This window comes from Nostoc sp. ChiQUE01b (genome assembly GCF_034531255.1).
Lineage (GTDB): Bacteria > Cyanobacteriota > Cyanobacteriia > Cyanobacteriales > Nostocaceae > Nostoc.
On record NZ_JAVRBM010000014.1, the window covers coordinates 1 to 22256 of the forward strand.

At 41.3% G+C, this 22256-nt stretch carries 16 protein-coding genes; 1 reads left to right on the plus strand and 15 read right to left on the minus strand.

Annotated elements, in window-relative coordinates; translation table 11 throughout:
- Positions 1-93: 93 nt before the first annotated feature.
- From RMY63_RS11720 to RMY63_RS11735, 4 genes are all read right to left on the minus strand, one after another.
- Complete coding sequence (locus tag RMY63_RS11720; protein ID WP_322728866.1) at positions 94-2292, minus strand: CHASE2 domain-containing serine/threonine-protein kinase; 2199 nt, start codon at positions 2290-2292, stop codon at positions 94-96.
- A gap of 331 nt (positions 2293-2623) precedes the next feature.
- Positions 2624-2908: a hypothetical protein gene (locus RMY63_RS11725; protein ID WP_322728867.1), complete on the minus strand. Its 285-nt coding sequence runs from the start codon at positions 2906-2908 to the stop codon at positions 2624-2626.
- Positions 2909-3017: 109 nt separating this feature from the next.
- On the minus strand, positions 3018-3308 hold the full coding sequence (locus RMY63_RS11730; protein ID WP_322728868.1) for a zinc ribbon domain-containing protein: 291 nt from the start codon (positions 3306-3308) through the stop codon (positions 3018-3020).
- Entirely contained in the window at positions 3302-4177 is an 876-nt protein-coding gene (locus RMY63_RS11735) for an RNA-guided endonuclease TnpB family protein (RefSeq protein ID WP_322728869.1), read from the minus strand. The genes RMY63_RS11730 and RMY63_RS11735 overlap by 7 nt, the downstream gene beginning before the upstream one ends.
- 325 nt (positions 4178-4502) lie before the next feature.
- Between RMY63_RS11735 and RMY63_RS11740 the strand changes: the two genes are divergently transcribed.
- Entirely contained in the window at positions 4503-7541 is a 3039-nt protein-coding gene (locus RMY63_RS11740) for a PAS domain S-box protein (protein ID WP_322728870.1), read from the plus strand.
- Between the two features lie 356 nt (positions 7542-7897).
- Here RMY63_RS11740 and RMY63_RS11745 read toward each other — a convergent pair whose 3' ends face one another.
- The 11 genes from RMY63_RS11745 to RMY63_RS11795 form a co-directional block, all read right to left on the minus strand.
- Entirely contained in the window at positions 7898-8935 is a 1038-nt protein-coding gene (locus RMY63_RS11745) for an aliphatic sulfonate ABC transporter substrate-binding protein (protein ID WP_322728871.1), read from the minus strand.
- A 214-nt stretch (positions 8936-9149) separates the two neighbouring features.
- Positions 9150-10238, minus strand: a complete 1089-nt coding sequence (locus RMY63_RS11750) for a sulfonate ABC transporter substrate-binding protein (RefSeq protein ID WP_322728872.1) — start codon at positions 10236-10238, stop codon at positions 9150-9152.
- Positions 10239-10328: 90 nt separating this feature from the next.
- Positions 10329-11522, minus strand: coding sequence for an aliphatic sulfonate ABC transporter substrate-binding protein (locus tag RMY63_RS11755; protein ID WP_322728873.1), 1194 nt, complete (start codon positions 11520-11522; stop codon positions 10329-10331).
- A 286-nt stretch (positions 11523-11808) separates the two neighbouring features.
- Positions 11809-12672, minus strand: a complete 864-nt coding sequence (locus RMY63_RS11760) for a TauD/TfdA family dioxygenase (RefSeq protein ID WP_322728874.1) — start codon at positions 12670-12672, stop codon at positions 11809-11811.
- Positions 12673-12708: 36 nt separating this feature from the next.
- Positions 12709-13815 (minus strand): aliphatic sulfonate ABC transporter substrate-binding protein, encoded by a 1107-nt coding sequence (locus RMY63_RS11765; RefSeq protein ID WP_322728875.1) that lies wholly within the window; start codon positions 13813-13815, stop codon positions 12709-12711.
- Between the two features lie 153 nt (positions 13816-13968).
- The gene (locus RMY63_RS11770; protein ID WP_322728876.1) at positions 13969-14997 is read right to left on the minus strand and encodes an aliphatic sulfonate ABC transporter substrate-binding protein; all 1029 of its coding nucleotides are present in this window, start codon (positions 14995-14997) and stop codon (positions 13969-13971) included.
- Between the two features lie 498 nt (positions 14998-15495).
- Positions 15496-16317 carry a class I SAM-dependent methyltransferase gene (locus RMY63_RS11775; protein ID WP_322728877.1) on the minus strand — a complete coding sequence of 274 codons (822 nt, stop codon included), beginning with the start codon at positions 16315-16317 and terminating at the stop codon, positions 15496-15498.
- Between the two features lie 154 nt (positions 16318-16471).
- Positions 16472-17653, minus strand: coding sequence for an acyl-CoA dehydrogenase family protein (locus tag RMY63_RS11780; RefSeq protein ID WP_322728878.1), 1182 nt, complete (start codon positions 17651-17653; stop codon positions 16472-16474).
- 267 nt (positions 17654-17920) lie between these two features.
- Positions 17921-19408 carry an amidohydrolase family protein gene (locus tag RMY63_RS11785; RefSeq protein WP_322728879.1) on the minus strand — a complete coding sequence of 496 codons (1488 nt, stop codon included), beginning with the start codon at positions 19406-19408 and terminating at the stop codon, positions 17921-17923.
- Positions 19409-19531: 123 nt separating this feature from the next.
- Complete coding sequence (locus tag RMY63_RS11790) at positions 19532-21022, minus strand: amidohydrolase family protein (protein WP_322728880.1); 1491 nt, start codon at positions 21020-21022, stop codon at positions 19532-19534.
- Positions 21023-21203: 181 nt separating this feature from the next.
- Positions 21204-22253, minus strand: a complete 1050-nt coding sequence (locus RMY63_RS11795) for an ABC transporter substrate-binding protein (protein WP_322728881.1) — start codon at positions 22251-22253, stop codon at positions 21204-21206.
- Positions 22254-22256: the final 3 nt, after the last annotated feature.

Here is a 22256-nt window from a genome sequence, read left to right on the forward strand (position 1 = left end):
GCACTCAGCACTCAGCACTCAGCACTCAGCACTCAGCACTCAGCACTTTGCTATAGTAACTTAGGACTTACGCAAAACATAACGAAAGTAGGTTTAAAAACGTTTTAAATCTTGTAAAACTGCGGTGGCTGATTGATAGCGATCGCTAAAATGATAGCAAACCATTTTATCTAAAATTGCCGCTAATTCTTCGCTCACTTGCACCGTTTGTCGCCACATCACATTCCCCGTTTCTGGATCTGGGTGCAGTTCTTGCGGTGGTATCCCAGTTATGGCTTGAATAGCAATCATTCCTAAAGCATAAATATCACTGCATAAGCGGGGATGACCTGCAAATTGTTCTGGAGGTGCATAACCCCGCGTCCCGATGGCTACTGTCGCTAATTCTGTTTGCTCACTACTCGGCGGTTGCATCAATTTCACAGCACCAAAGTCAATCAATACCAGCCGATTATTTTGAACGCATCTAATAATATTAGTCGGTTTGAGATCGCGATGAATCACTCGATGTTGATGAACAAATTCTAGAATTTCTAAAACTTGTTTAAGCATCTCCATTACAAATGATTCGTTTTGCACATTTTGTACAGGTGGTAATTCTTCGCTGAGGGTATGTCCCTCAATATATTGTTGAATTAAATAAAATTCGTGGTTATCTTCAAAATAAGCAAGTAGTTCAGGAATTTGATGATGTTTACCCAAAGTTTCTAAAATTTCAGCTTCACTATGAAACAACCTGCGAGCGACTTGCAAAAATCGTGTATCTTGACGGGCTGGCATTAACTTTTTAACTACACAAGTAGGATTACCCGGTCGTTGAGTATCCTGTGCTAAATAAGTCCGACCAAATCCACCTGCACCGAGAGTTTGAGAGATTTTGTAGCGTCCACTCAAAAGCAAATCACCTGATTTTATTTCTGGTGAATCAATTGGGGGAAGAAAGTCAACAGAGGAATCAGGAAGTGCTGTTTTATCTTCTAAGAGTACATTTAATTGGGCGATCGCTTCTTGTTGTTTTTCAACTTGCAAAACAATCACCTGAGTTTGTCGTTGATTTTGGTAGCTAGTATAAGTAATCACACAGATACTACTAATCACCAAAGCAAGAGCAGAGGGAATTAATGGTATCCATCCAGCTTGCAAAAACAAAGCAATGCAGATTACTACTAAGCCAAATAGAGTTATCGTTCCCACTACTAGCAAAAGCAGTGGATTTTGCCACCGCCATGCTAAAACACCACCTAATAGCGACCAGCCCCATACCCAAATAAGTTCCGCCCAGTCTGGCCAATACCAAATCAAGGGTCGCTCATCCAACACTGTACTGATCAGTTGACTTGCTATCTGTGCATGAATAAATAGAGCAGGCATTCTGGCTGGTTGATCTGGCAAAGCGCTGTAGGGCGTATAAAAGCCACCTGGAGGAATGTTAGCTGCTGTAGTGCCAATAATTACTAGACGGTCTTTAAATAAATTGGGGTTGACTCGACCATTAAGAACATCTGTAAGGGTTACTTGGTCGGCGAGGCTATTGGGATGACGGTAATTTAATAATATTTGATAGCCCTGTGTATCCAAATGTTGGTAGCCACCAGAATTAGGTTGTAAAGGCAAAATCTTGTTTTTACCTAACAGAAAATCTCCTTTTTTAGTAAAATCATATTCAATACCTTGTTTTTCCAGATAACGAATTGCAATTAATGCACCAAATGTAAATGATGTTGTACATTTCTTGTCTGTAGAGTTAGCAAATAACAAACTGCGGCGGAGAATTTGATCGTTTTCATTGTCAGTAACTACATCGCTAAATCCAACATTATCTATAGGAACATTCGGCGGCGGGGGAATTTCATCTCTACCCAAGCTGCTGAACAAACAGGTAGTGACAATGTTATCTTGATTTTGGAGATTAGCCGCCAAATTATTGTCTTCTGGTCGGAAAAGATATAAACCAACAATTCGCGGTTGATAAGACTCTATTTTCTTTAATAGCTGATTGATTGTCCGATCTGATATGGGCCATTTCTCTCGTTTGAGATCCTCATCAGTAATTTTTACTAGCAAAATCCGCCGATCGGGTGCTTGTGCGGGACGCGATCGCAACATTTGGTCATAAACTCTTAACTCCCAAGGCTGTAACCATTTGATTTCCCGAACTCCCCAGATAAAGACGGTAACTCCTACACTGGTAACAAAAATAATTTGCAGCCAGCTTTTGCTCTTAGAAGTTTCACGGGAATCCTGAACTTTGACAAAAGGTACACGGAGTTTTTCTAATAGTCCACTAATCACGGCGTTGGGGCGGTAGCCTGAATTGGGTAGATGTTGCAGGCGCAGAAGTTAATTTTCGGAATCTAGGTTAAAAGCTAGTTAACCTGAAGCTCCTATTAATGTAGCAATTTACTTACTATTTAAAGACTTTGACGTATTCCTACTTTTAACAAAGTGTAGGGGTTTAAGTCCCCGGCTTCTATCAAGCCGCAAGTGTTGGGCTGCTTGTCTTTATCCCCGTTACAACACGTAATTGCGAATTGCTCTCTTCGCAGCGTTAGCGACGCAGGAGCGTCATTGCGAATTGCGAATTGGTTTAACGCCCAGCCTCAACCATAGAATCAGACAAGCACTAATCATCTGTTTGAGATGTTTGAACGTCTTCAACAGGACTGGTAATTGGGAAATAAATCGGATTAGTAGATGGAGTTAGTGAATCTAACTGAGGTTGTTCAAGCGATGCTTCCATGCTGGAATCAGCAAAATAGGAACCAACAATTTTATCATAGTTAGAAGCAACAGCTAAAAAAGCGCCACCCAAAATATAGATAGGTAATGGCAGATTAAATTCTTGCAACCAGTCAAACAGTTCCGCTAAGGCAAACAGCACCAAAAAGCAGGCAAGCCAAACCTTCATATTCTTATCCCCTGAATTGAAACAATTCTATTACTAGCTTAAATAGCTTGCATGATAGTTGATGTAATACTTGACAACTCCCCGTCGTAGAACGACGGGGATTCTTCCTTCATCCAACATTGCCTCTAAAAGCAGTGCCTTTAGATGGTCTTACACGTTGTCCAGAAGCGGTAGCGAGATGCCCTCCCGCCAAAAGTCGTAAACCTTCATCTCTGATATTGATAGCGGCGTTGATATCTCTGTCATGTGTCATTTGACATTTAGGGCATTGCCAACTACGAATCTCTAAACTGAGATTATCTACTTGGCACAAGCAGTTACTACAAGTCTTTGAGCTTGGGAAAAATCTATCAACTTCAATGTAGATTTTCCCCTCCCATTGTGCCTTGTATTTCAACATGGTGCAGAACTGTCCCCATCCAGCGTCACTAATTGTTTGGCTAGCTTGGAGTTTCTTACCATGTTTTTAACTGCCAGATTTTCTACAGCTATGACTTGGTTTTCGTCAACTAATTTACGACTTAGTTTGTGTAGAAAGTCTTCACGACATCTAGTAATTTTTGTGTGTACCTTAGCAACTTTAATTCGTGCTTTATTTCGATTTTTAGATCCATAAAGTTTACGGCTAAGTTGCTTCTGCTTCTCGATCAATTTGATTTCATATTTACGGTAATATTTGGGGTTGCCATACTTAGTCCCATCAGATGTAATTGCATAGTGATTTATCCCCATATCTACCCCAATAGCCTTGCCTTGTGATGATGAAACAGGTTTATCTTTACCGTCATCATATAGGCAGGCAGCGTAATATTCACCTGATGGAATTAGCGATACCGTGACGGATTTAAGCCTATCCTCTGGCATCCGAGATACCTTGCAGTAAACTTTGCCTACCTTTGGTAGCGTCAGATAGTCGCCATCTAGTTTTACCCCTTGCGGGAAACGAATAGATTGCTTTTGTCCCTTTTTCTTGAAGTTTGGGTATTTAGCCCGTTTCTCAAAAAAGTTCAAAAAAGCACTGGACAGGTCTAATGCTACTTGCTGCAAACATTGAGAAGGAGGTTCCGTTAACCACTCATGTTCTTTTTTCAAAGCAGGCAACAAATTAATGATGTCGTTACGACTTAATCCTTTACCTGTTGAAGAGTAAGTTTCACTAGTTAAGTTAAGCGCAAAGTTGTAAAACCACCGTACACAACCAAACGACTTAGCAAGTAATACTACTTGCGATTTTGTCGGATAGATTCTGTATTTGTAGGCTTTTAACATTGTGTTTACCAAACTAAAATTACTAATGGTAAGCTAAAACAAAACAAATGTAAAGTTCCCCTAGAAGGGGGAGGTTTTAGACCCAAATTTTCGATAATCATCAACTTACAACCTCTATAACCTTAGATGGGTGCAGTTAGAGCTATAGCATCTGCTACTATATTGCATTAGAAAAATCAAAATATATTTAAATTGAGCTTATGCCAGCAATCGAACAGTCGAGGATTGACAGTTGGTTCGTGAGACTCGGCAGCACTTTAAATTTACACAGGTAAAACTGGCAACGATATTAGGGGTTCCCCTCCACACTAGAAATTGATGGAAAATGAGTGAGAATCTGAAAGCTCAAGAGGTTACTGATTTGCAGCAATATTTGAGCAAACAGCAAGTTGCACTGCGCGATAGTGAAGCACGCTACCGTTCACTGGCAGAAGCAAGCGCATCCATTGTCTGGAGGGCAGGACCTTGGGGCAACGTTGTTGATGATATTCCAACTTGGCAGGCGTTCACAGGGCAAAGTCTCGAACAATACAAAGGATGGGGTTGGGTTGAGGCATTGCACCCAGAAGATCATGCCTCGATGGTGGAAATTTGGAAACAGGCATTTCCTACACGCAGCGTTGCAGTTGCCGAGTATCGTCTTCTACGGTATGACGGCGAATACCGTTATATGAATATACGCGGTGTGCCCATACTCGACGAAACAGGCGAAATCCGCGAATGGGTGGGAATGTGCGTCGATATTACCGAACGCAAACAGGCTGATGCCAAACTGCGCGAGAGTGAGGCGCGTTTTCGGCTGCTGGCTGAGAATTCAACTGACATTATTTCCCGCCATACAGTCGATGGAATTATTCTGTACATTTCACCAGCTTGCTACACAGTGCTGGGATATCAACCAGAGGAACTAGTCGGTCATTCCAGCCATGAGTTAGTTCATCCAGACGATTTGGTAGAGATTGCCAGGAATTACCCAGTCAATGGCGATTTACCAGATATTTATACCATTACTCACCGTGCGCGTCACCAAGACGGACATTATATCTGGTTGGAAGCAACTATTCGAGCGATTCGCGATCGCCAAACTCAAGAAATTTTAGAGATGCAAGTGTCTTCGCGAAATATTACTAAGCGGAAACAGGTGGAAGAGGAGCAGCGTTTTCTGGCTGAGGCTAGTAGGATTTTGGCTGCATCATTAGACTACGAGACAACCTTAGCAAGTTTAGTGCGTTTAGCAGTGCCAGAAATCGCTGATTGGTGCTTAATTGATATTATTTGTGACAATCAATTACTCCGTGGGGTTGCAGCAGCCCATGCCAATCCAGAGAAACAAGAATTGGTAGAACAGTTACAAAATTATCCGCCTGATTTGGCCGAAACAGCAGGTGTTGCGAAGGTAATACAGACAGGCAAATCACAAATTATTCATTTGATTTCTGATGAACAGATCCAAGGGGCAACCCACAACGCCAGTCACTTGAAAATATTGCAAGAATTAAATCCGACATCTGGTATGAGTGTACCGCTAATTCTTCGGGGACGAGTGCTGGGAGTTATGACTTTGGTATCTTCTTCAAATCGTCGCTACGACACCAAAAGCCTGATGTTAGCTGAAGAGTTGGCTAGAAGGGCAGCGATCGCAGTTGATAATGCCCGACTTTACAGAGAAGCACAGCAATCTCAACAGGCGGCTTTACGCGCAACATCTCGCATTACCCGTCTGCAAGCGATTACCGCTGCCCTTTCCGAATCTTTAACTCCAACACAAGTTGCTGAAGTAATTGTAGAGCAAAGTATGGCAGCTTTGGGAGCTAGTTCTGTTTTTGTCGCACTGCTGACACAAAGCGGCACTGAATTAGAAATTATCCGAACTGTTGGTGAACAACAAGAAATAGTCGATTCCTGGCGTCGATTCTCGATTAATGCATCTGCACCACTGGCAGAAGCAGTAAGAAATAAGCAACCTATTTGGCAAGAGCCAACCGAAACAAGGGTGGCTGGTTACTCAAATCTGGCTCAGGAAAACGCTCAGTCCAACTACAGCGCTTGGATTTCGATTCCATTGATCGTTGAGGGACGAGCTATCGGGGGAATGTCTCTAGCTTTTACCGAAATTCAAAAGTTTAATCAAGACGATCAAGCCTTTATGCTGGCACTAGCACAGCAGTGCGCCCAAGCGATGGAACGTGCCCGCCTATACGAAGCAGAGCAAAGCGCCCGGAAAGCAGCAGAAAACGCCAACCGAATTAAAGACGAGTTTCTGGCAGTACTTTCTCATGAATTGCGATCGCCACTCAACCCAATTTTAGGTTGGTCGAAGCTACTCCAAACCAAAAAACTCGATCAAAAGACAATTCCTCAAGCGCTGAAGACTATTGAGCGAAATGCGAAGTTACAAGCTCAACTAATTGAAGACTTACTGGATATCTCCCGGATTTTACAAGGTAAAATCAGCTTGAATATCTACCCAGTCGATCTGGCATCTGTGATTTCGGCAGCAATGGAGACAGTGCGGCTATCGGCAGAAGCTAAATCAATTGAGATGCATATTAGCCTGGAACCAAATTTGGGACAAGTTTTAGGAGACTCCAACCGATTGCAGCAAATCGTTTGGAATCTGCTCTCAAATGCGGTTAAGTTTACACCAGAAGGCGGACGGGTTGACATTCGACTATCATCATCTTCTAAATCAAATTCCAACTCAGCACTGATTCAAGTCAGCGATACAGGTAAAGGTATCGACCCTAATTTTCTGCCTTACGTGTTTGAATATTTTCGCCAAGAGAACAGCAGCACCACCAGAAAATTTGGTGGATTGGGGTTAGGATTAGCGATAGTCCGTCACTTAGTCGAACTGCATGGCGGGACAGTCCAGGTAGAAAGCGAGGGCGAAGATCAAGGGGCAACTTTTACTGTGAGATTACCGTTAATCCAAAATCAATTAGAGATTAAACAAGACAGTGGCAATTCTGAGCCATCCTCAAATTTGAATGATGTGAAAATTTTAGTAGTGGATGATGATACAGATACGCGAGAATTTATTGTCTTCTTACTAGAGCAATATGGGGCAAATGTGACAGCAGTAACATCAGCAAATGAAGCCCTAGCTACTTTAGCCCAATCCTTGCCAGATCTACTTTTAAGCGATATTGGGATGCCAGAAGTAGATGGATGTATGTTCATGCGACAGTTGAGAACACTGCCAGCAGAGCAAGGAGGAAAAATTCGAGCGATCGCACTTACCGCCTATGCTGGAGAAATGAACGCCCAACAGGTACTAAGAGCCGGATTTAACAAGCATATTGCCAAACCAGTAGAGCCAAGTGAGTTAGTAGATGCGATCGCCAACTTAATCGCTGAATAAACCTGCCTCTACCTGTTCACCGTTACTTGATACCTAAAATTTTAGTTAAAACTAATTGTCAGTTCAAAATCATATCTGTAAGAAGATTTGCGATCGCTTGTTCCTTCGTCGGTTTTGACTTAACCAGACAATAGGCTTAACAAGTTAGTTGAGCAACTTGTTAAGCCCCTTGTTGAAGTTAGGCAAACTTCCGCTACAGTGTAATATAGCGTTTCCTAAGCAACTGAGGTACACCGAGATATTTCCAAATATTTTTTAACAAGCTTAGTAGCTTTGAAAACGTACCTCACCAGGTCGGGAACCGCTATAGCTAGCCAAGTTAATAGCTGAATAAACCTGCCTCTACCTGTTTACCGTTACTTGATATTAGCAGGTATGATCGCTTTATATTCTAGATCAGAAAGAATCCCTTGTTTGATATCAATCTTACGCGAGATGACTTTTTCATCATAATAAAAATCAGCAACGCGCTGCTGTTCGGCAATGATCGCAGGTGTAATTTTTCTCAATTTATAAGTACGACGGCTTGCCACTTTTAGTGCAACTGCTGGAGTTAATTTCTGTTCATCAACTAAAATTTTGGCATAATCGCTTGGGTTTTTTTCAGCTTGTTCTCCTACCTTCTCTGCTTCCTCTAAAAACACTCGCACCAATTGCGGATTTTGGGTGACAAATGCACGCCTGCCAATATAAAATCCACCAAGAGTGTTAATTCCTGCTGCATTTCTCAGATTCCGAATCGGGGTAGTACTTTCCACAGCAGCTAAAAGGGGATCGCCACCCACCCAGGCGTCAGCCCTGCCTTGAATAAAGGCATCGCGGGCTTCAGTTGGAGTCAAAGCAACGATTTGGATATCGCTAATTTTTAACCCTACCTCTTTCAACGCTTTTGTTAGTAAATACTGTGCATTGGAACCTACTTGAAAAGTAATTTTCTTCCCTTTAAGATCGGCTACTTTCTTAATGGCAGAATTAGCTTTCACCACAATACCTTGGTTTGTACCATCGGTGGGTGTGCGTCCAGTAAGATAGACAACTTCAGGGATGAGACCTGGACGTGCGGCTTGGTCAAATATTGGAGGTGTTTCTCCGACATTACCGATATCCACCTTACCTTCATTTAGCGCTTTTATCAATTGCGGTCCTGCTGCGAATGGCCCAACCCAATTCACGGTTACACCCAATGCTCGGAAACGTGGCTCAACAGCTTTTTTAGACTTGACAATATCACCAGAACTTTGATAAGCCAAGTTAATTACTTTGGCAGGCACTGCTTGAGTGCTTTGCATAAGGCTACCAGCCAAGGGAGATAATAAAGTAAACAGTCCCAATGCAGAATATTGGACAATACGCTTTAAGACTGTACGGCGTTGTGGTTGAAATGACTTGTTCATTAGTTGTGATTTTCCTTGTAAGTTTTAGCTTTTACCTTGTCAGTCTTACTTTCTTTGGGCAAGTAAGATAATAGGAAGTTGCTATTTAAACCTCCTAAAACACCAATTTATGATGAAAATTTGAGATTATGCTAATTTAACAAATCTCCTTTTTCATTTAGTAAATTGGTATTCTAGTTTGTTTAAAAAAACAAACTTTATATCTGATTATTCTCTACTTTTCACTTATAAGTGTTGGTGGAGTAATAGCTACATATTCTTGAGGCGTGAGCAATGCTTCTTTAACATCAATCTTTTTGGGTAATATTTTTTCGTTATAAAATAAATCAGCAACACTTTGTTGAGCTTGCATTAGTTCTGGAGTAATTCCTCTTAAGCGATAATTAGCACGGCTAGAAATTACTTCCTGAATAGGTAAATCAATTTTGAGTACAGGTGCTATGAGTTTGGCTACTTCTTTACGATTTGCTTCTGCCCATTGACCATTTTTCTCAATTTCTTCTAGGATGATGCGAACTAATTCGGGATTTCCCTTAGCAAATTCTCGTGTTCCTACATAGTATCCCCCTGGAGTACCGATATTGGTTGCATCTCTCAGCACACGTGCCCCATGGAGTTTTTCTACCAAAGCTAAATGAGGATCGCCAGTTACCCAAACTGGAATAGTACCCTGAATAAATGCACCACGAGCTTCGACATTGGGCATACTCAAAACTTGAATATCACTATATTTTAAACCTACTTCTTTTAAGGCTTGGATGATAAAGTAGTGAGAAGCAGAACCTTTTTGAAAGACTACTTTTTGACCTTTGATATCAGCTAAAGTTTTAATTGGAGAATTTTTAGGAACTGCGATCGCACTACCTTTACCGGAATTAGGGCCAAGTCTTCTCCCAGCCAAATAGATGATTTTTGCACCCGCAGCTTGGGCAAAGATCGGAGGCGTTTCTCCAACTGAGCCAATATCAATTTTGCCCACATTCATCGCTTCCATGAGTTGTGGCCCTTGAGCAAATTGTGACCACTCTACTTTCAAGCCCAAAGGCTCCAAACGTTTTTCTAAAACTCCTCTGACTCTAACTAAATCACCAGAGCTTTGATACCCTATTCGCAGTAACTTTGTTTTCAAAGTTATAGTTTTAGCCCCTGCTGGTTCTGCTTTCGGTTCAGTTCCTGTATTTGTGTTAAATACAGTTGACGTACAACTGATTAAAGTAGTAGATAAAGCTAGAAAACCAGGTATTGTAAACAAGGCAAATTTACTGATAACTGTTGTCTGGGATTTTACGAAACTTTTAAACATTTTTGCACCTCAATTTTTGATGGAAGACTAGTATAAAACCATCATTGAATAAATGAGAATATCCAATTTTATAAAGTTGATTACAACTATTTACTTATTAGATTTAATTGAATCAGGTGTGAATGCTGCATACTCTCCTGGAGTAAGTACTCCATCTTTGACATTAACTTTTTTTGGTAGAAGTCCTTGTGCATACCACAAATCAGCTATTTGTTGTTGTTTTTTAACAACTTCATCAGTGATTGGTAGTAGACCATATACTGCTTTACTATGAATTGTTTTAAGAGTAGGTACATCAATACCAACGTTACTCGTCTCAAGTTCTGCTAACTTATCAATATTTTTCTGTGACCAATCTTCAGCTTTGGTAAACTCCTCTAGAAAAACTTTGATAATCTCAGGATGCTCTTTGGCAAATTTACGTGAGGTAGTATAAAAGCTACCAATATCCTGAAGTCCTTGTCCATCTATTAATACACGACCAAGATTTTTTTGGACATTTCTAGTAATGTAAGGTTCCCAAATTACCCAAACATCAATTCCGCCCTGGCTAAAAGCCACATTTGCATCTGGAGGTGGGAGAAAAAGAGATTTTACATCACTTAATTTTAGTCCCTCTTTTTGCAACGCTTTTAGCAAAACATAGTGGGCAATAGAGGCTTTTTGAAAGGAGATTTTTTTGCCCTTAAAGTCAGCAACACTTTTAATCAGAGAGTTTTTTGGTACTAAAAAAGAAACTCCTCTACCATTAAATCGGGTCGTTGCAATATACACAAGAGGTGTACCTGCTGCTTGAGCAAATATAGGTGGTGACTCAGCTGTAGCTGCAATGTCAAGGGAACCAGCATTTAAGGCTTCTAAAGCTTGTGGGCCAGCAGCAAATTCTAGCCACTTTACAGTAAAATTCTTTGCTGCCAAACTTTTTTCTAGAGTTCCTTGTTTTCTCATCACTGCAAGAGAACCAAGCTTAGAAGAAACAACTCGTAGCTCTTGTTTTTGTGGAGTATTAGAAACTGTTTGACTTTGAGATTGTGTACTAATTTGGGATAGTTCGTTTTGAGTAGTTTTAGTTTCTTGGCTACAGCCAATCATGCTCAATGGTATGGTAAGAGTGCAAGCAGCGATTGATAAAGATATATGTTTAGACTCAATTTTATATTTGGCTTCTATGGGTTTAGTATTTAGGCTATACTCACATACCGTCTTAGTATTTTTGATTTTTGATTGTAGTAGCTGTTTATTGCTAAACAAATTTAGCCTTTGCCAACATTTCAAAAGCATCATAATATTTATTTTTAATTAAACTTAATAATTTTTGTTGTAGCGTTTTTAATGAGTGCTAACAACTATCAATTTCAGTCTATAGTGTATCAAGTTTGGTCTGAGAATAAAGTATTAATAAACACTTGTTTTGAAACAAAAAATATTTTTTTACTATTTTTGATTTACAAGCATAGAGTACGATCTTCAGACAAGTTTTATTGATCAATAGTTCAGAATAACTCTTGACTATTGACCAATAAAATGTATATTTAAACGCCCATTAGCTTAATCTTCTGAGTTATAAATCCTAAAAGGGACGACTACCTGCAAGGCTAACCCGCTTTAATACTCGTCGCTCATTCGGATTGAATGCTTGGCGGTAATGTAAGGTAGCTTGATTATCCCAGTAGACAATATCGCCTACAGACCATTTGTGTTGGTAGTAAAACTTGGGTTGATTTAGATGTTGCCTCAACTGTTCAATCAGTTTAGATCCTTCTTCCGGCTCTAATCCGACAATTTCCACTTCTGTAGCAGCATCTAAGTAAAGATGCTTTTTACCACTCTCTGGATGGGTTCTAACTAAAGGATGGGGAAAAACAGGACTGATTAAAGGAATATTCTTATCCAAACGATATAAAGGGCGCGGTGCATTCCGGTCTTGTAAGAATGGGTTGTAGGTAATTAGCTGTAAATCTGCAATCCGTTCTTTGGTGGTTTCATCTAATGCTTGATATGCCAAATTGGTATTTAACCAATAAGTATCTCCACCTTGAGAAGGTATTTCCAAAGCATAAAGAAGTGAACCGCTAGATGGGGTAGGAGTCCATTTGTGGTCAGAATGGAAAGTGAGTTCTCCAGTACCGGTATAGCCGCCATCAACGTTAGAAATCGGAATCACCACTGGGGTTTCTCCCGGTTTAGAAGCTAAGACTGGAGTTTCATCAGATGGTACAAACAGTGCGCCAAAGTATAGAGAAAAGTTCAAAAGTTCTTGCTCGGAGAGCTTTTGCTCTTTGAAGATCAAGATGTGGCGATCGCGCAGTGCTTGCTTAAGTTGTAATATAACTTCAGGTGCGATCGCTTGACTGGCATCAAAATCGGTAACTATAGCTCCCAAAGGGGCATCAATAGCACTAATTTTAACCTTTGTCAAAGTCGAGGTAGGCATAATATTCTCCTGTGCTTTAATTTTTTCTTCAGATAATTACTTATTCGCTAGAACGTCAGAGGGAGTAATTTTGGTGTACTCTTCAGGCGTTAAAAAGCCATCTCTAACATTTACCTTTTTGGGGATAAGTCCGAGGCTGTACCACTTATCTGCAACTTCCTGTTGCTTGTTAATCACTTTCTCAGTAATTGGTACTAGCCCATAATCATATTTCTTATGCATTATTTCTAGAGTGGGCGGATCTAGCTGAGTTACAGGAGCAAGCAGTTGTGCTACTTCTTTGGGATGATCTTTAGTCCAGATTTCTTTCTTTTCTAGCTCCTCTAAAAACACTTTGATTACATCAGGATGAGCCTGATAAAATTGGCGTGAGGTTGAGTAAAAGTTGCCCGTATCCCTCAACTTACCGCCATCTGCTAAAACACGAGCGATTTTATTTTGTACATTTCTAGTAGCAAATGGCTCCCAAATATACCAAGCATCCACTTTATTCTGACTGAATGCCGCATTTGCATCTGCCGGTGCTAAAAAAACTGATTGGACATCGCTCAGTTTAAACCCTGCATCTTCTAATGCTTTAACTAATAGGTAGTGACCAATGGAAGCTTTCTGAAAAGCAACTTTTTTACCCTTCAAATCGCTAACAGTTTTTACCGGAGAGTTTACAGGAACTAAAAGTGAAATAGATTTACCACTAGGCTGTGTAGTAGCTAGATAAACAAGAGGTGCTCCTGCTGCTTGGGAAAATACAGGAGGCGATTCGGCTGTCAATGCGATATCCAGTCCATTTGCATTCAGGGCTTCTAGCTGTTGTGGGCCAGCCGCAAATTCAGCCCACTGTACTTTAAAACCTAGAGGCTGTAATCGCTTTTCTAAGGAACCCTGTTTTTCTAAAACTGCTAAAGCGGTAAGTTGTTTTGAACGTACAATCCGCACTACTTGCTTCTCAGTTGACTTCTCTGTAGTGCTAGACGCAGCTACAGACTCAGGGGAAGCTGATGACTGCTGAGTGTTATTTTTGGCTTCACCACAACTCGATAAAACCGTCGATAGCATTAAGCAGTAGCCCAGAGCAAACAACAAGGAACGGCGTGTTGCTCTCTGGTTTTTCCTGAATTCAAACTTTCCTTTTAAAGCTGGCATGGGTTGTTATTTTATTCCTTGTATCGATGGTTGAAACGATTATGATTAATTGCGAATTAAATAATCCAAAGAACTCTTCCTTTTCCTTAAAACCTCTCAGAAAAAGAGAGGAGAGCTTGGTTATTCTTGAATTCTGACTTCTCTTTTAATAAATCAACTCTTAGGTTTCCATACTGCATCTTTGACTTGGAAAGTTTTAGGAATTAGCTTTTGACTGTAGAAAAGTTCAACTACCTGCTGTTGTTCAGCGACAAATTCATCAGTTATATCAAACACCCCTAAGATAGGTCGCCTTTCTAAGGCCCATTTCCAGACTCCTGGTTCTTGTCTAGTTTGCGCTGCCAACAAATTAGCAACTTCATTGGGGTTAGCTTTAGCCCATTCTTCTACTTTTCTTTGTTCTTCCAAAATTACCTTTACTAAGTTGGGGTGATTTTCAGCAAAATTGCGTGTAGCAATATAGTAGGCTCTTTGGGGAGCGACATCAGAACCTTTGGCTAGAACTCGTATTTCATTTGCTCGCTCTTTCCGAGCGTAAAAGGGATCGCTAGTAGGTAAAACATCAACCCTGGCACTTTCAAAAGCAACCTGACTTTCTGGAATAGTCAGGTAAGCAGGTTGAATATCATTGAGAGTTAATCCGGCACTTGCTATAGCTTTCAAAAGCAAATATTGCAGAGCAGTTCCTTTTTGGATCGCAACTTTCTTACCCTTGAGTTCCGCAAGAGTTTTGATTGGTGAATCTTTACGGACAATAACTGCTTGAGCACCTGCGTTGGAACCAGTTGCAGCAACATAGACAATGGGATTATCACCAGCTTGAGCAAAAATTGGTGGCAGATTTCCAACGTTGCCAATATCAACACTGTTTGCGGCCATTGCTTCCATCATTGGTGGCCCGCCCCGAAATTCTATCCACTTGATAGCAATACCATCAGCAGCAAAGCGCTTTTCCAAATAGCCCTGAGCTTTGAGTAGATTCAAACCTGGTGTACCACTCTGATGACCAATGTTGATAACCTCTAGTTTTTTTGAGCTTGCAGTAGTTGCCTCAACTTGGGGACTCTTGCTTTGAGTGCTTGAAGAGCTACAGCCTGTAACTAACAGAAAAGTCGTAAACGCCAGCAAAAAATAACGAGCTATATTCGCAGGCAACCATGACTTTCTGTAGCTTATGAACATGATTCAATGTAATTTGTTGAGGTAAGTGGATATTTTTAGTTTTTATTTTGTTAGACTGAATTTTATGAGTAATTCAGATTTAAAAAGTAGACCATTGGCCTTTCAATACGTGGTAAATCATGTGTCAATATTAGGGTTTTGTTGCTCATTCTAAACTGTATTGGATCGTAGATACTCTTACCACTTTCATAAAAAACATTTTTATCATGTCTATAGCGTCATGGAGAACATTTTTTTAATAAATAAAAATAATTTTTTGTAATATCTAAAATAGAAAAGAGAGTGGGTATTACCCACCCTATAACGACTCGAGGAACTGAAAATTTAAGAGTTGAGAGGGAAAATTTAGGAAGTGGAGTGAGAAGGACCCACTCCAGGGTTGTGCTAGTGGAAGATTGAAATTTGTGGCGTCTTGATTCTGACGCCTTGGCGGAGCGTCTTTGGCCTTTGCTCTTGAATTCTGACCTCTGAATTCTCCTTCAATCATGTTCAATTTTGCTAGTGCTTCCAAGCAACTAGGATTGTAGCTTTGAGTTCTTCTGTAAAATGTCCAGATGGCTCAACTGCTAATAACGCTTCTTTAAGATCCTTTTCAAATGCTGGAGCGTTATTGCCATAGAAAATTTTCAGAGAGAAAGCTGTAGTGTATAAATAGCCAAGATAGCTATCAACAGTCCAAGATTTTTCAAATGGCACTTCATAGGTTTCTTGACGAGCAAAAGCCGAATTCCCAATTACGACTTCATGGGGAGGATCGACTAGCTTACGAGTGCCTTGTCCTCGTAAGCCAGTTCGGCGTTCTTCACCTAACCATTTTTTCACTACTCCAACAGCAGCTTGTTTCCAAGGTAGATTACTTTGCCAAGGATTATCACCAGTTTGAAGCAGTGCTAATCCACCATCATCAGTAAGCAATTCATAAAGGCTCTCAAGCACTAGTTCGCGTTCCATCCAGTGGAAGGCTCTACCAATAGTGGCTAACTTAAATGTCCCTAAACTAGAGTCGATGAATTCGGCTCCTTGTTGTAACCAAGTGATATTATTTGCTCCGACTGCTGCTGCTTGCCGTTTAGCTTCTGCAATCATGTCGGGATCGGGATCAATCGCCACAACTTCTTCAAATCTGGTTCGCAGACCAATTGAAATTAATCCTGGGCCAGTACCTAAATCAAGGAGTCGTCCTTGACCATTGAGATGAAATATTTCGGCTAGTTTGTCGAATACAATCGGTGGGTATTTGGTTCTATATTGAGCGTAGCCCTCTGCGGCTCCCTCAAATAAACTTGGGTCGTAGGTAGGAAGTGTTTTTAGTTGAGTCATATCAATTTTGGATTTTAGATTGGTAAATGGGAGTGGGGAGTGGGGAGTAGGGAGCAGGGGGAGCAGGGGAGGCAGGGGGAGCAGGAGAGAATAATAATTCCTGACAAATGACCAATGACAAATGACAAATGACAAATGACAAATGACAAATGCCCTAAGAATATTGAGTGATAACGGGTAGTTGATCGTTAAGTACCCAATCGCCGATCGCTTTCAATTTGTAGTCCACAGGATCGTGCAGGGTAAAGGTTCGCAAATCTCGCCAGTAACGATCAAATCCATATTTGGTTGCAGTGGCACGGGTTCCCGTAACTTCAAAGATACGGTTGGTAATATCTATACCTACACGAGTAGCTAATGCTTTGGCTGCGGAAACTGCGATCGCTACTTCTCCCCTTTCTTGATGAGTGAGGTCTACATCCTTGTCCCATGCTGCTTGCACCTTCTCGGCTGCTTGGTCAGCTAGAGCGATCGCAGCTTGAATTTCCACCCAAAAGTCTCCGTAATGATGTAGGATATATGGGTCTTGAGTAGCACTATCTACTCCTGATGTAATCCACGGTTTAGTTGTAGTTTTTGTGTACTCACGAGCGGCAGAGAAGGCTGCTTTAGTAATTCCCAGATAAACGTTGGTTTTTGTTAGCTGGGCAATAATGCCAAGAAAAGTTGAGAAGGCACTATCAGGAGGATTGGGTGGCCCCAAAATCTCATCTTTTTCTACTAGGACATTGTTAAATGTATAACTAGTGCTATCAGTGCGACGTTGCCCAACATTGTCCCAATCTTGATTAGAAACTAACCCTTCCCTGTCTTTGGGAATTATGAATATGAAGGGCAATTCTACGCCATCTTCCAAAGCGGAGAATACCCGATAATCTGCAACAGAAATACCTGTACCAAAGCTTTTAATACCATTAACCCGAAAGTTCTCACCTTCGGGATTTATTTTCAGCCTAGTGTCTTTTGTATTGATAGCATTTGCCCAAAATAAGTTATTTTTAGCAGTTTCTCTATAATATTTTTCCTTTTGAGACGACGTGCCGGAAACATGACCCAAAGCTGTCAAATTGAGATGATTACCATATAACTGACCAATTGATCCATCTGCTTTTGATAGCTTTCTGACAATTTTTAAGGCATCAATCCAAGTTGCACCAATGCCACCATATTGCTTGGGTACAATCAGTGGTAATAAGCCACTTTCACGCAGTTTATTAATTTCCTCTTCGGGAACTCCAGCTTTAGCATCCCGTTCAACTGCGGATTGAGCAAGTTCCTTGGATAGAGAAGCTGCTAGGTCAATATAATCTTTTGGTTTTGTAATATCTAGCACCATAATCAAACCGTCCTAATAATTCGTAATTCGTAATTAAGGTAAACACAGAAAAATGCTTATGAATATAACCAGTTTTTCTGTGAAAGGGAAACAATATCTTGTTTCATAATTTGCTATTAGACACAAAATTTAGAAGAAATGCAGAGTGGGAAAAACCCACCCTACAAATGAACAGAGGAAATGGAACATGGAACGTTGTAATTGTCCTTTGCATTAGTCATTTGTCCTTTGCAAACGACCATTGTACAGACGCGATTAATCGCGTCTCTACTGACTAATGACTAATGACAAATATTCGTTTGCGGCTTTCTCGACACCTGTACCTTTGAAGAAGTCTTGATTGAGACTGGTGTACAACTCCAAAGGATGGATTGAAAGGAAGTAGCGGAGGTCTTCTTCGGTAATGATTTCGCGTTCTGCCATTGAGTAGGCATTGGCAGTAACGGCGGTGATATCAGGCACATCCCAGTGGCCAGAATCGGAACCTAAGAAGGCTTTAACGCGATCGCCAAAGGGATTAGCTGCACGATTAAATGCTTGGGATACACGGGTATCGTCTGATTCCGTACCGAAGTAGAAATGATTCAAGAAGCGATCGCGCACATCTTCTGGTTTCTCAATTCCTGCTAGTTCAAATTCGTCGAGTTCGCCTGGATTTTCTGGAGCCAATAGTTGATGGTGGAATCCTAAACCGTCACCAATTTTATCTAAGCGTCCATCTACTAGTTCGCCACCGTAACGAGTATACAACTCTACGAGTGCTTCTTTGTCAATAATGGCAGGATTATTATTTGACAACAAATGTTGTTTGTTGCGGGTTTCCCAATGCCAAATAATATCAGCATATAGGCTAGCACCCCAAGCTGAACCACCTTCTAAAAAGGCAAACTTTAATTGTGGGAAGCGGCGAGTAACTCCACCAAAGAACAGCGATTTGCATAATGCTTCGGCTGCAAAGGCAAAGTGATTTATGTGATTGTATTGGGCGTTGGTGACAGAACGCTGAGTTGTCCAACCTTGGCTAGAAGCATGAGTTGTGGGTACAACTTTTAGTTCTACGCACTTCGCCCAGAATGGATCGTAATCATACTGGCTATCTAAGCCAAAGTTATCAATCCAAACCACTTCGTTAGCCACTTCTTTACCATATTTCTCAAAGGCAGGAATTGGGCGACGGACGTAACCAGGAATTTGAATTGCTTTGAGTCCGAGAACATTCACTGCATATTCCAATTCTTCAATCCCTTCTTCGGGAGTGTGCAGTGGGATAGCGGCGATGGGTGTTAAGCGATCACTATAAGGGCGGAAAATATCAGCATGGTAAGTGTTAACTGCTCGACAAACAGCCCGCCGCATTTCTTCGTTGCCGATATTCGGGGCCATTGTTGCCAAATTGGGGTACACAACGGCAAAGTCTGTACCTGCTTCTTCTAAGCGCTCATGCAGCAACTTGGGCAAGCTAATGGTAGCCAAATTCAAAGTATTTTTGGTTGGACGACCCCACCAGTTAGGGCGATTGCTACGATAAGCAAAACGTTCTTCCCAACTTTGTTTGTACCATTTAAAGCGAGAAGCTCCTGGTAAATTTTCTTTGAAACGTTCGACAATTTCAGTTCCACCAACTTGCTCTAAATAATCCAAGACTGCCGGTTCAAATTCTTGGGTATGTACATCAGTGTCAATGATCGGATAACCAAGTTTTTCCCGAATTTGAGCAGACCTAGTTTTTTGTGGGCGGTCTAGAGCGATCGTCATGATATTTTACCCTCATCAATGTTTATAGGCATTGGCAAAGACGCGATAAATCGCCGTCTTTACAAGAATCAATCCTTTGTAGAGACGGCGATTTATCGCGTCTCTTAAACCGAACCGTATTGCCTAGTCCCTACTCCCTTTCCCAGCCAGAAATTCATCTGCGGTTTTCTCCACAGTCGTACCTTTGAAGAAATCACGATTCAGGCTGGTGTACAACTCCAAGGGATGAATTGACAGGAAGTACTGCAAATCTTCTTCGGTGATAATCTTGCGTTCTACCATTGAATAGGTATTGGCTGCGATCGCAGTAATATCAGGTACGTCCCAATGACCAGAATCAGAACCCAAGAATGCTTTAACCCGATCGCCATAAGGATTAGCTTTACGGTTAAAGGCTTGGGCTACACGGGTATCATCTGATTCTGTACCAAAGTAGAAGTGATTCAAAAAGCGATCGCGGATATCCTCTGGCTTCGTTACTCCTGCTACGGCGAATTCATCCAAATCACCTGGTTCTAGGGGAGATACTAAGTCAGCGTGGAAACCTAAACCACTCCCTAGTTGATCCAAGCGACCATGTACTAGTTCACCACCATAACGGGTATAGAGTTCTAGTAGTTCTTCATAATTAACATTGGCGGGATTGTTATTTTCCACCAAATGGTCTTTATTGCGAGTATCCCAGTGCCAAATCAAATCGGTGTACAAACTAGCACCCCAAGCTGAACCTCCTTCTAAGAAAGCAAACTTGAGTGTAGGGAAGCGGTGAGTTACACCACCAAAGAACAAAGATTTACATAGTGCTTCCCCAGCCGATGCAAAGTGACCAATATGGTTGTATTGGTAATTGCTAATCGAACGCCGATTGATCCAACCCATACCGGAAGAGTGGGTGGTGGGTACAACTTTCAGTTCTACGCACTTAGCCCAGAAGGGATCGTAATCATATTTACTATCCAAGCCAAAGGTATCAATCCAGATGGCTTCGTTGGCTACTTCTTCGCCATACTTCTCGAAAGCGGGAATCGGACGGCGGATATGTCCGGGGATTTGAATTGCTTTGAGTCCCAGAATCTTCACCGCATATTCCAATTCGGCGATCGCCTCTTCGGGCGTATGCATGGGAATAGCAGCTATGGGTGTTAAGCGATCGCTATAAGGACGGAAAATATCAGCGTGGTAAGTATTAGCCGCACGACAAACAGCCCGCCGCATCTCTTCATGACCGATGTGTGGTGCCATCGTTGCCAAGTTGGGATACACAACAGCAAAGTCTGTACCTGCTTCTTGTAAGCGTTCGTGCAACAACTTTGGCAAACTAACAGTAGCTAAATTTAAAGCATCGTTAGTGGGACGAGTCCAGAAAGGAGGGCGGGCGGTGCGGTAAGTGCGGCGTTCATCCCAAGATTGGTTAAACCATTTAGAGCGAGATGCACCGGGTAAGTGTTCTTGAAAACGCTGTGCGATCGCAGTTCCAGCAACTTGCTCTAAATAGTCCAAGAATGCTGGGGGAAATTCTTGGGTATGTACATCAGTATCGATAATCGGATAACCCAGTTTTTCCCGAATTTGAGCAGACTTAGTTTTCTGTGGACGGTCTAGTGCAATAGTCATGATAGTTTACCCTAATTATTAATTAATGTCTGGGCATTGGGCAGGAGTTAGAAAACTCAGTTCATCCACCTTTAATACTCATGAATAAGTCTTTGAATTCCGTTAATGAGTCTTTAATACTCGTGCCCAACAAACATTAAAACTCCACTTACCTCATGCCCAATGCCCAATGCCCCATGCCCTATTTTTCTTCAGCAACCCAGTTTGTTAATTTAAAGTCTGATTTTGCTAACCCCTGCGAGACTAAAAATTTCTTTGTACCCTCTAAAAGTTTCACTCCCTCGGCTGGTAATGGTTCTTCTGATACCTGTTTTAGTGGGAACGATACTTTGATAATATCGATGGGATATTTAGTAATTTGGGCATGATACTGATAATATTCTTCAGAATTAGCTTTTAAATCTTTGGCTGCTTCTGTGAGAATTGCATTAAATTTCTGAGGAAAATCAGGCTGTTTCGCCAAAAAACTTTCAGTTGCGACAACTAATGATGTCCCTGAAAGACCCTTATGATTCGCCGAAGAATCAATCACTGGAAACCCTTGTGATTTCAAATATGGCCCTAGATCGCTTGAAGTTGCATAAGCAGCTACATCACCACGTTCTAAAGCCGCTTTTGCCTCAGTAGTCATCAAGTGAACAACTTTTACATCCTTGGCAATTTTAGCTTCAGCTAACAGACCCAGCAGGTATCGATGCATATAAGAACCTTTTTGAGTAGCTACTTTTTGACCCTTAAGTTCAGCAAGCGATCGCGGCCCATTTTTTCTCGCCACTAACCAGGCGGTTGTATTAAATTGGCTAATCCGTAACAGTCGGGTTTCTTGACCCCTAGCTTTCAAAACTATAGCTGGTGTATCGCCTAAAGAACCAACATCTAATTGTCCGGCAACAAGCGCCTCATTTAGATCCGGCCCGTTAGGAAACCTTGCAAAAGTAATGTTTTTAAATCCTGCTTTTTGCAACTCCCGTTCTAATATTCCCTTTTTCTTTGCCCAACCAAGCGATCCTGTAGGTTCTGAACTACCTACATAACCTATTCGTAGGGTAGAAATGTTATTGGAAGCAACAGTATTATTGACATTAACAGCCTCAATGGATTGAGCAGATTTAGTTTCGCCTTGGCTACACGCTGTAGTTAGTAGCAATAGGACACAAGCTACTGAAGTTGATAATCTTGATGTAAATTTATTTTTACTAATAAAACCTGTTCCTACTTTGAACGACAGCATGAC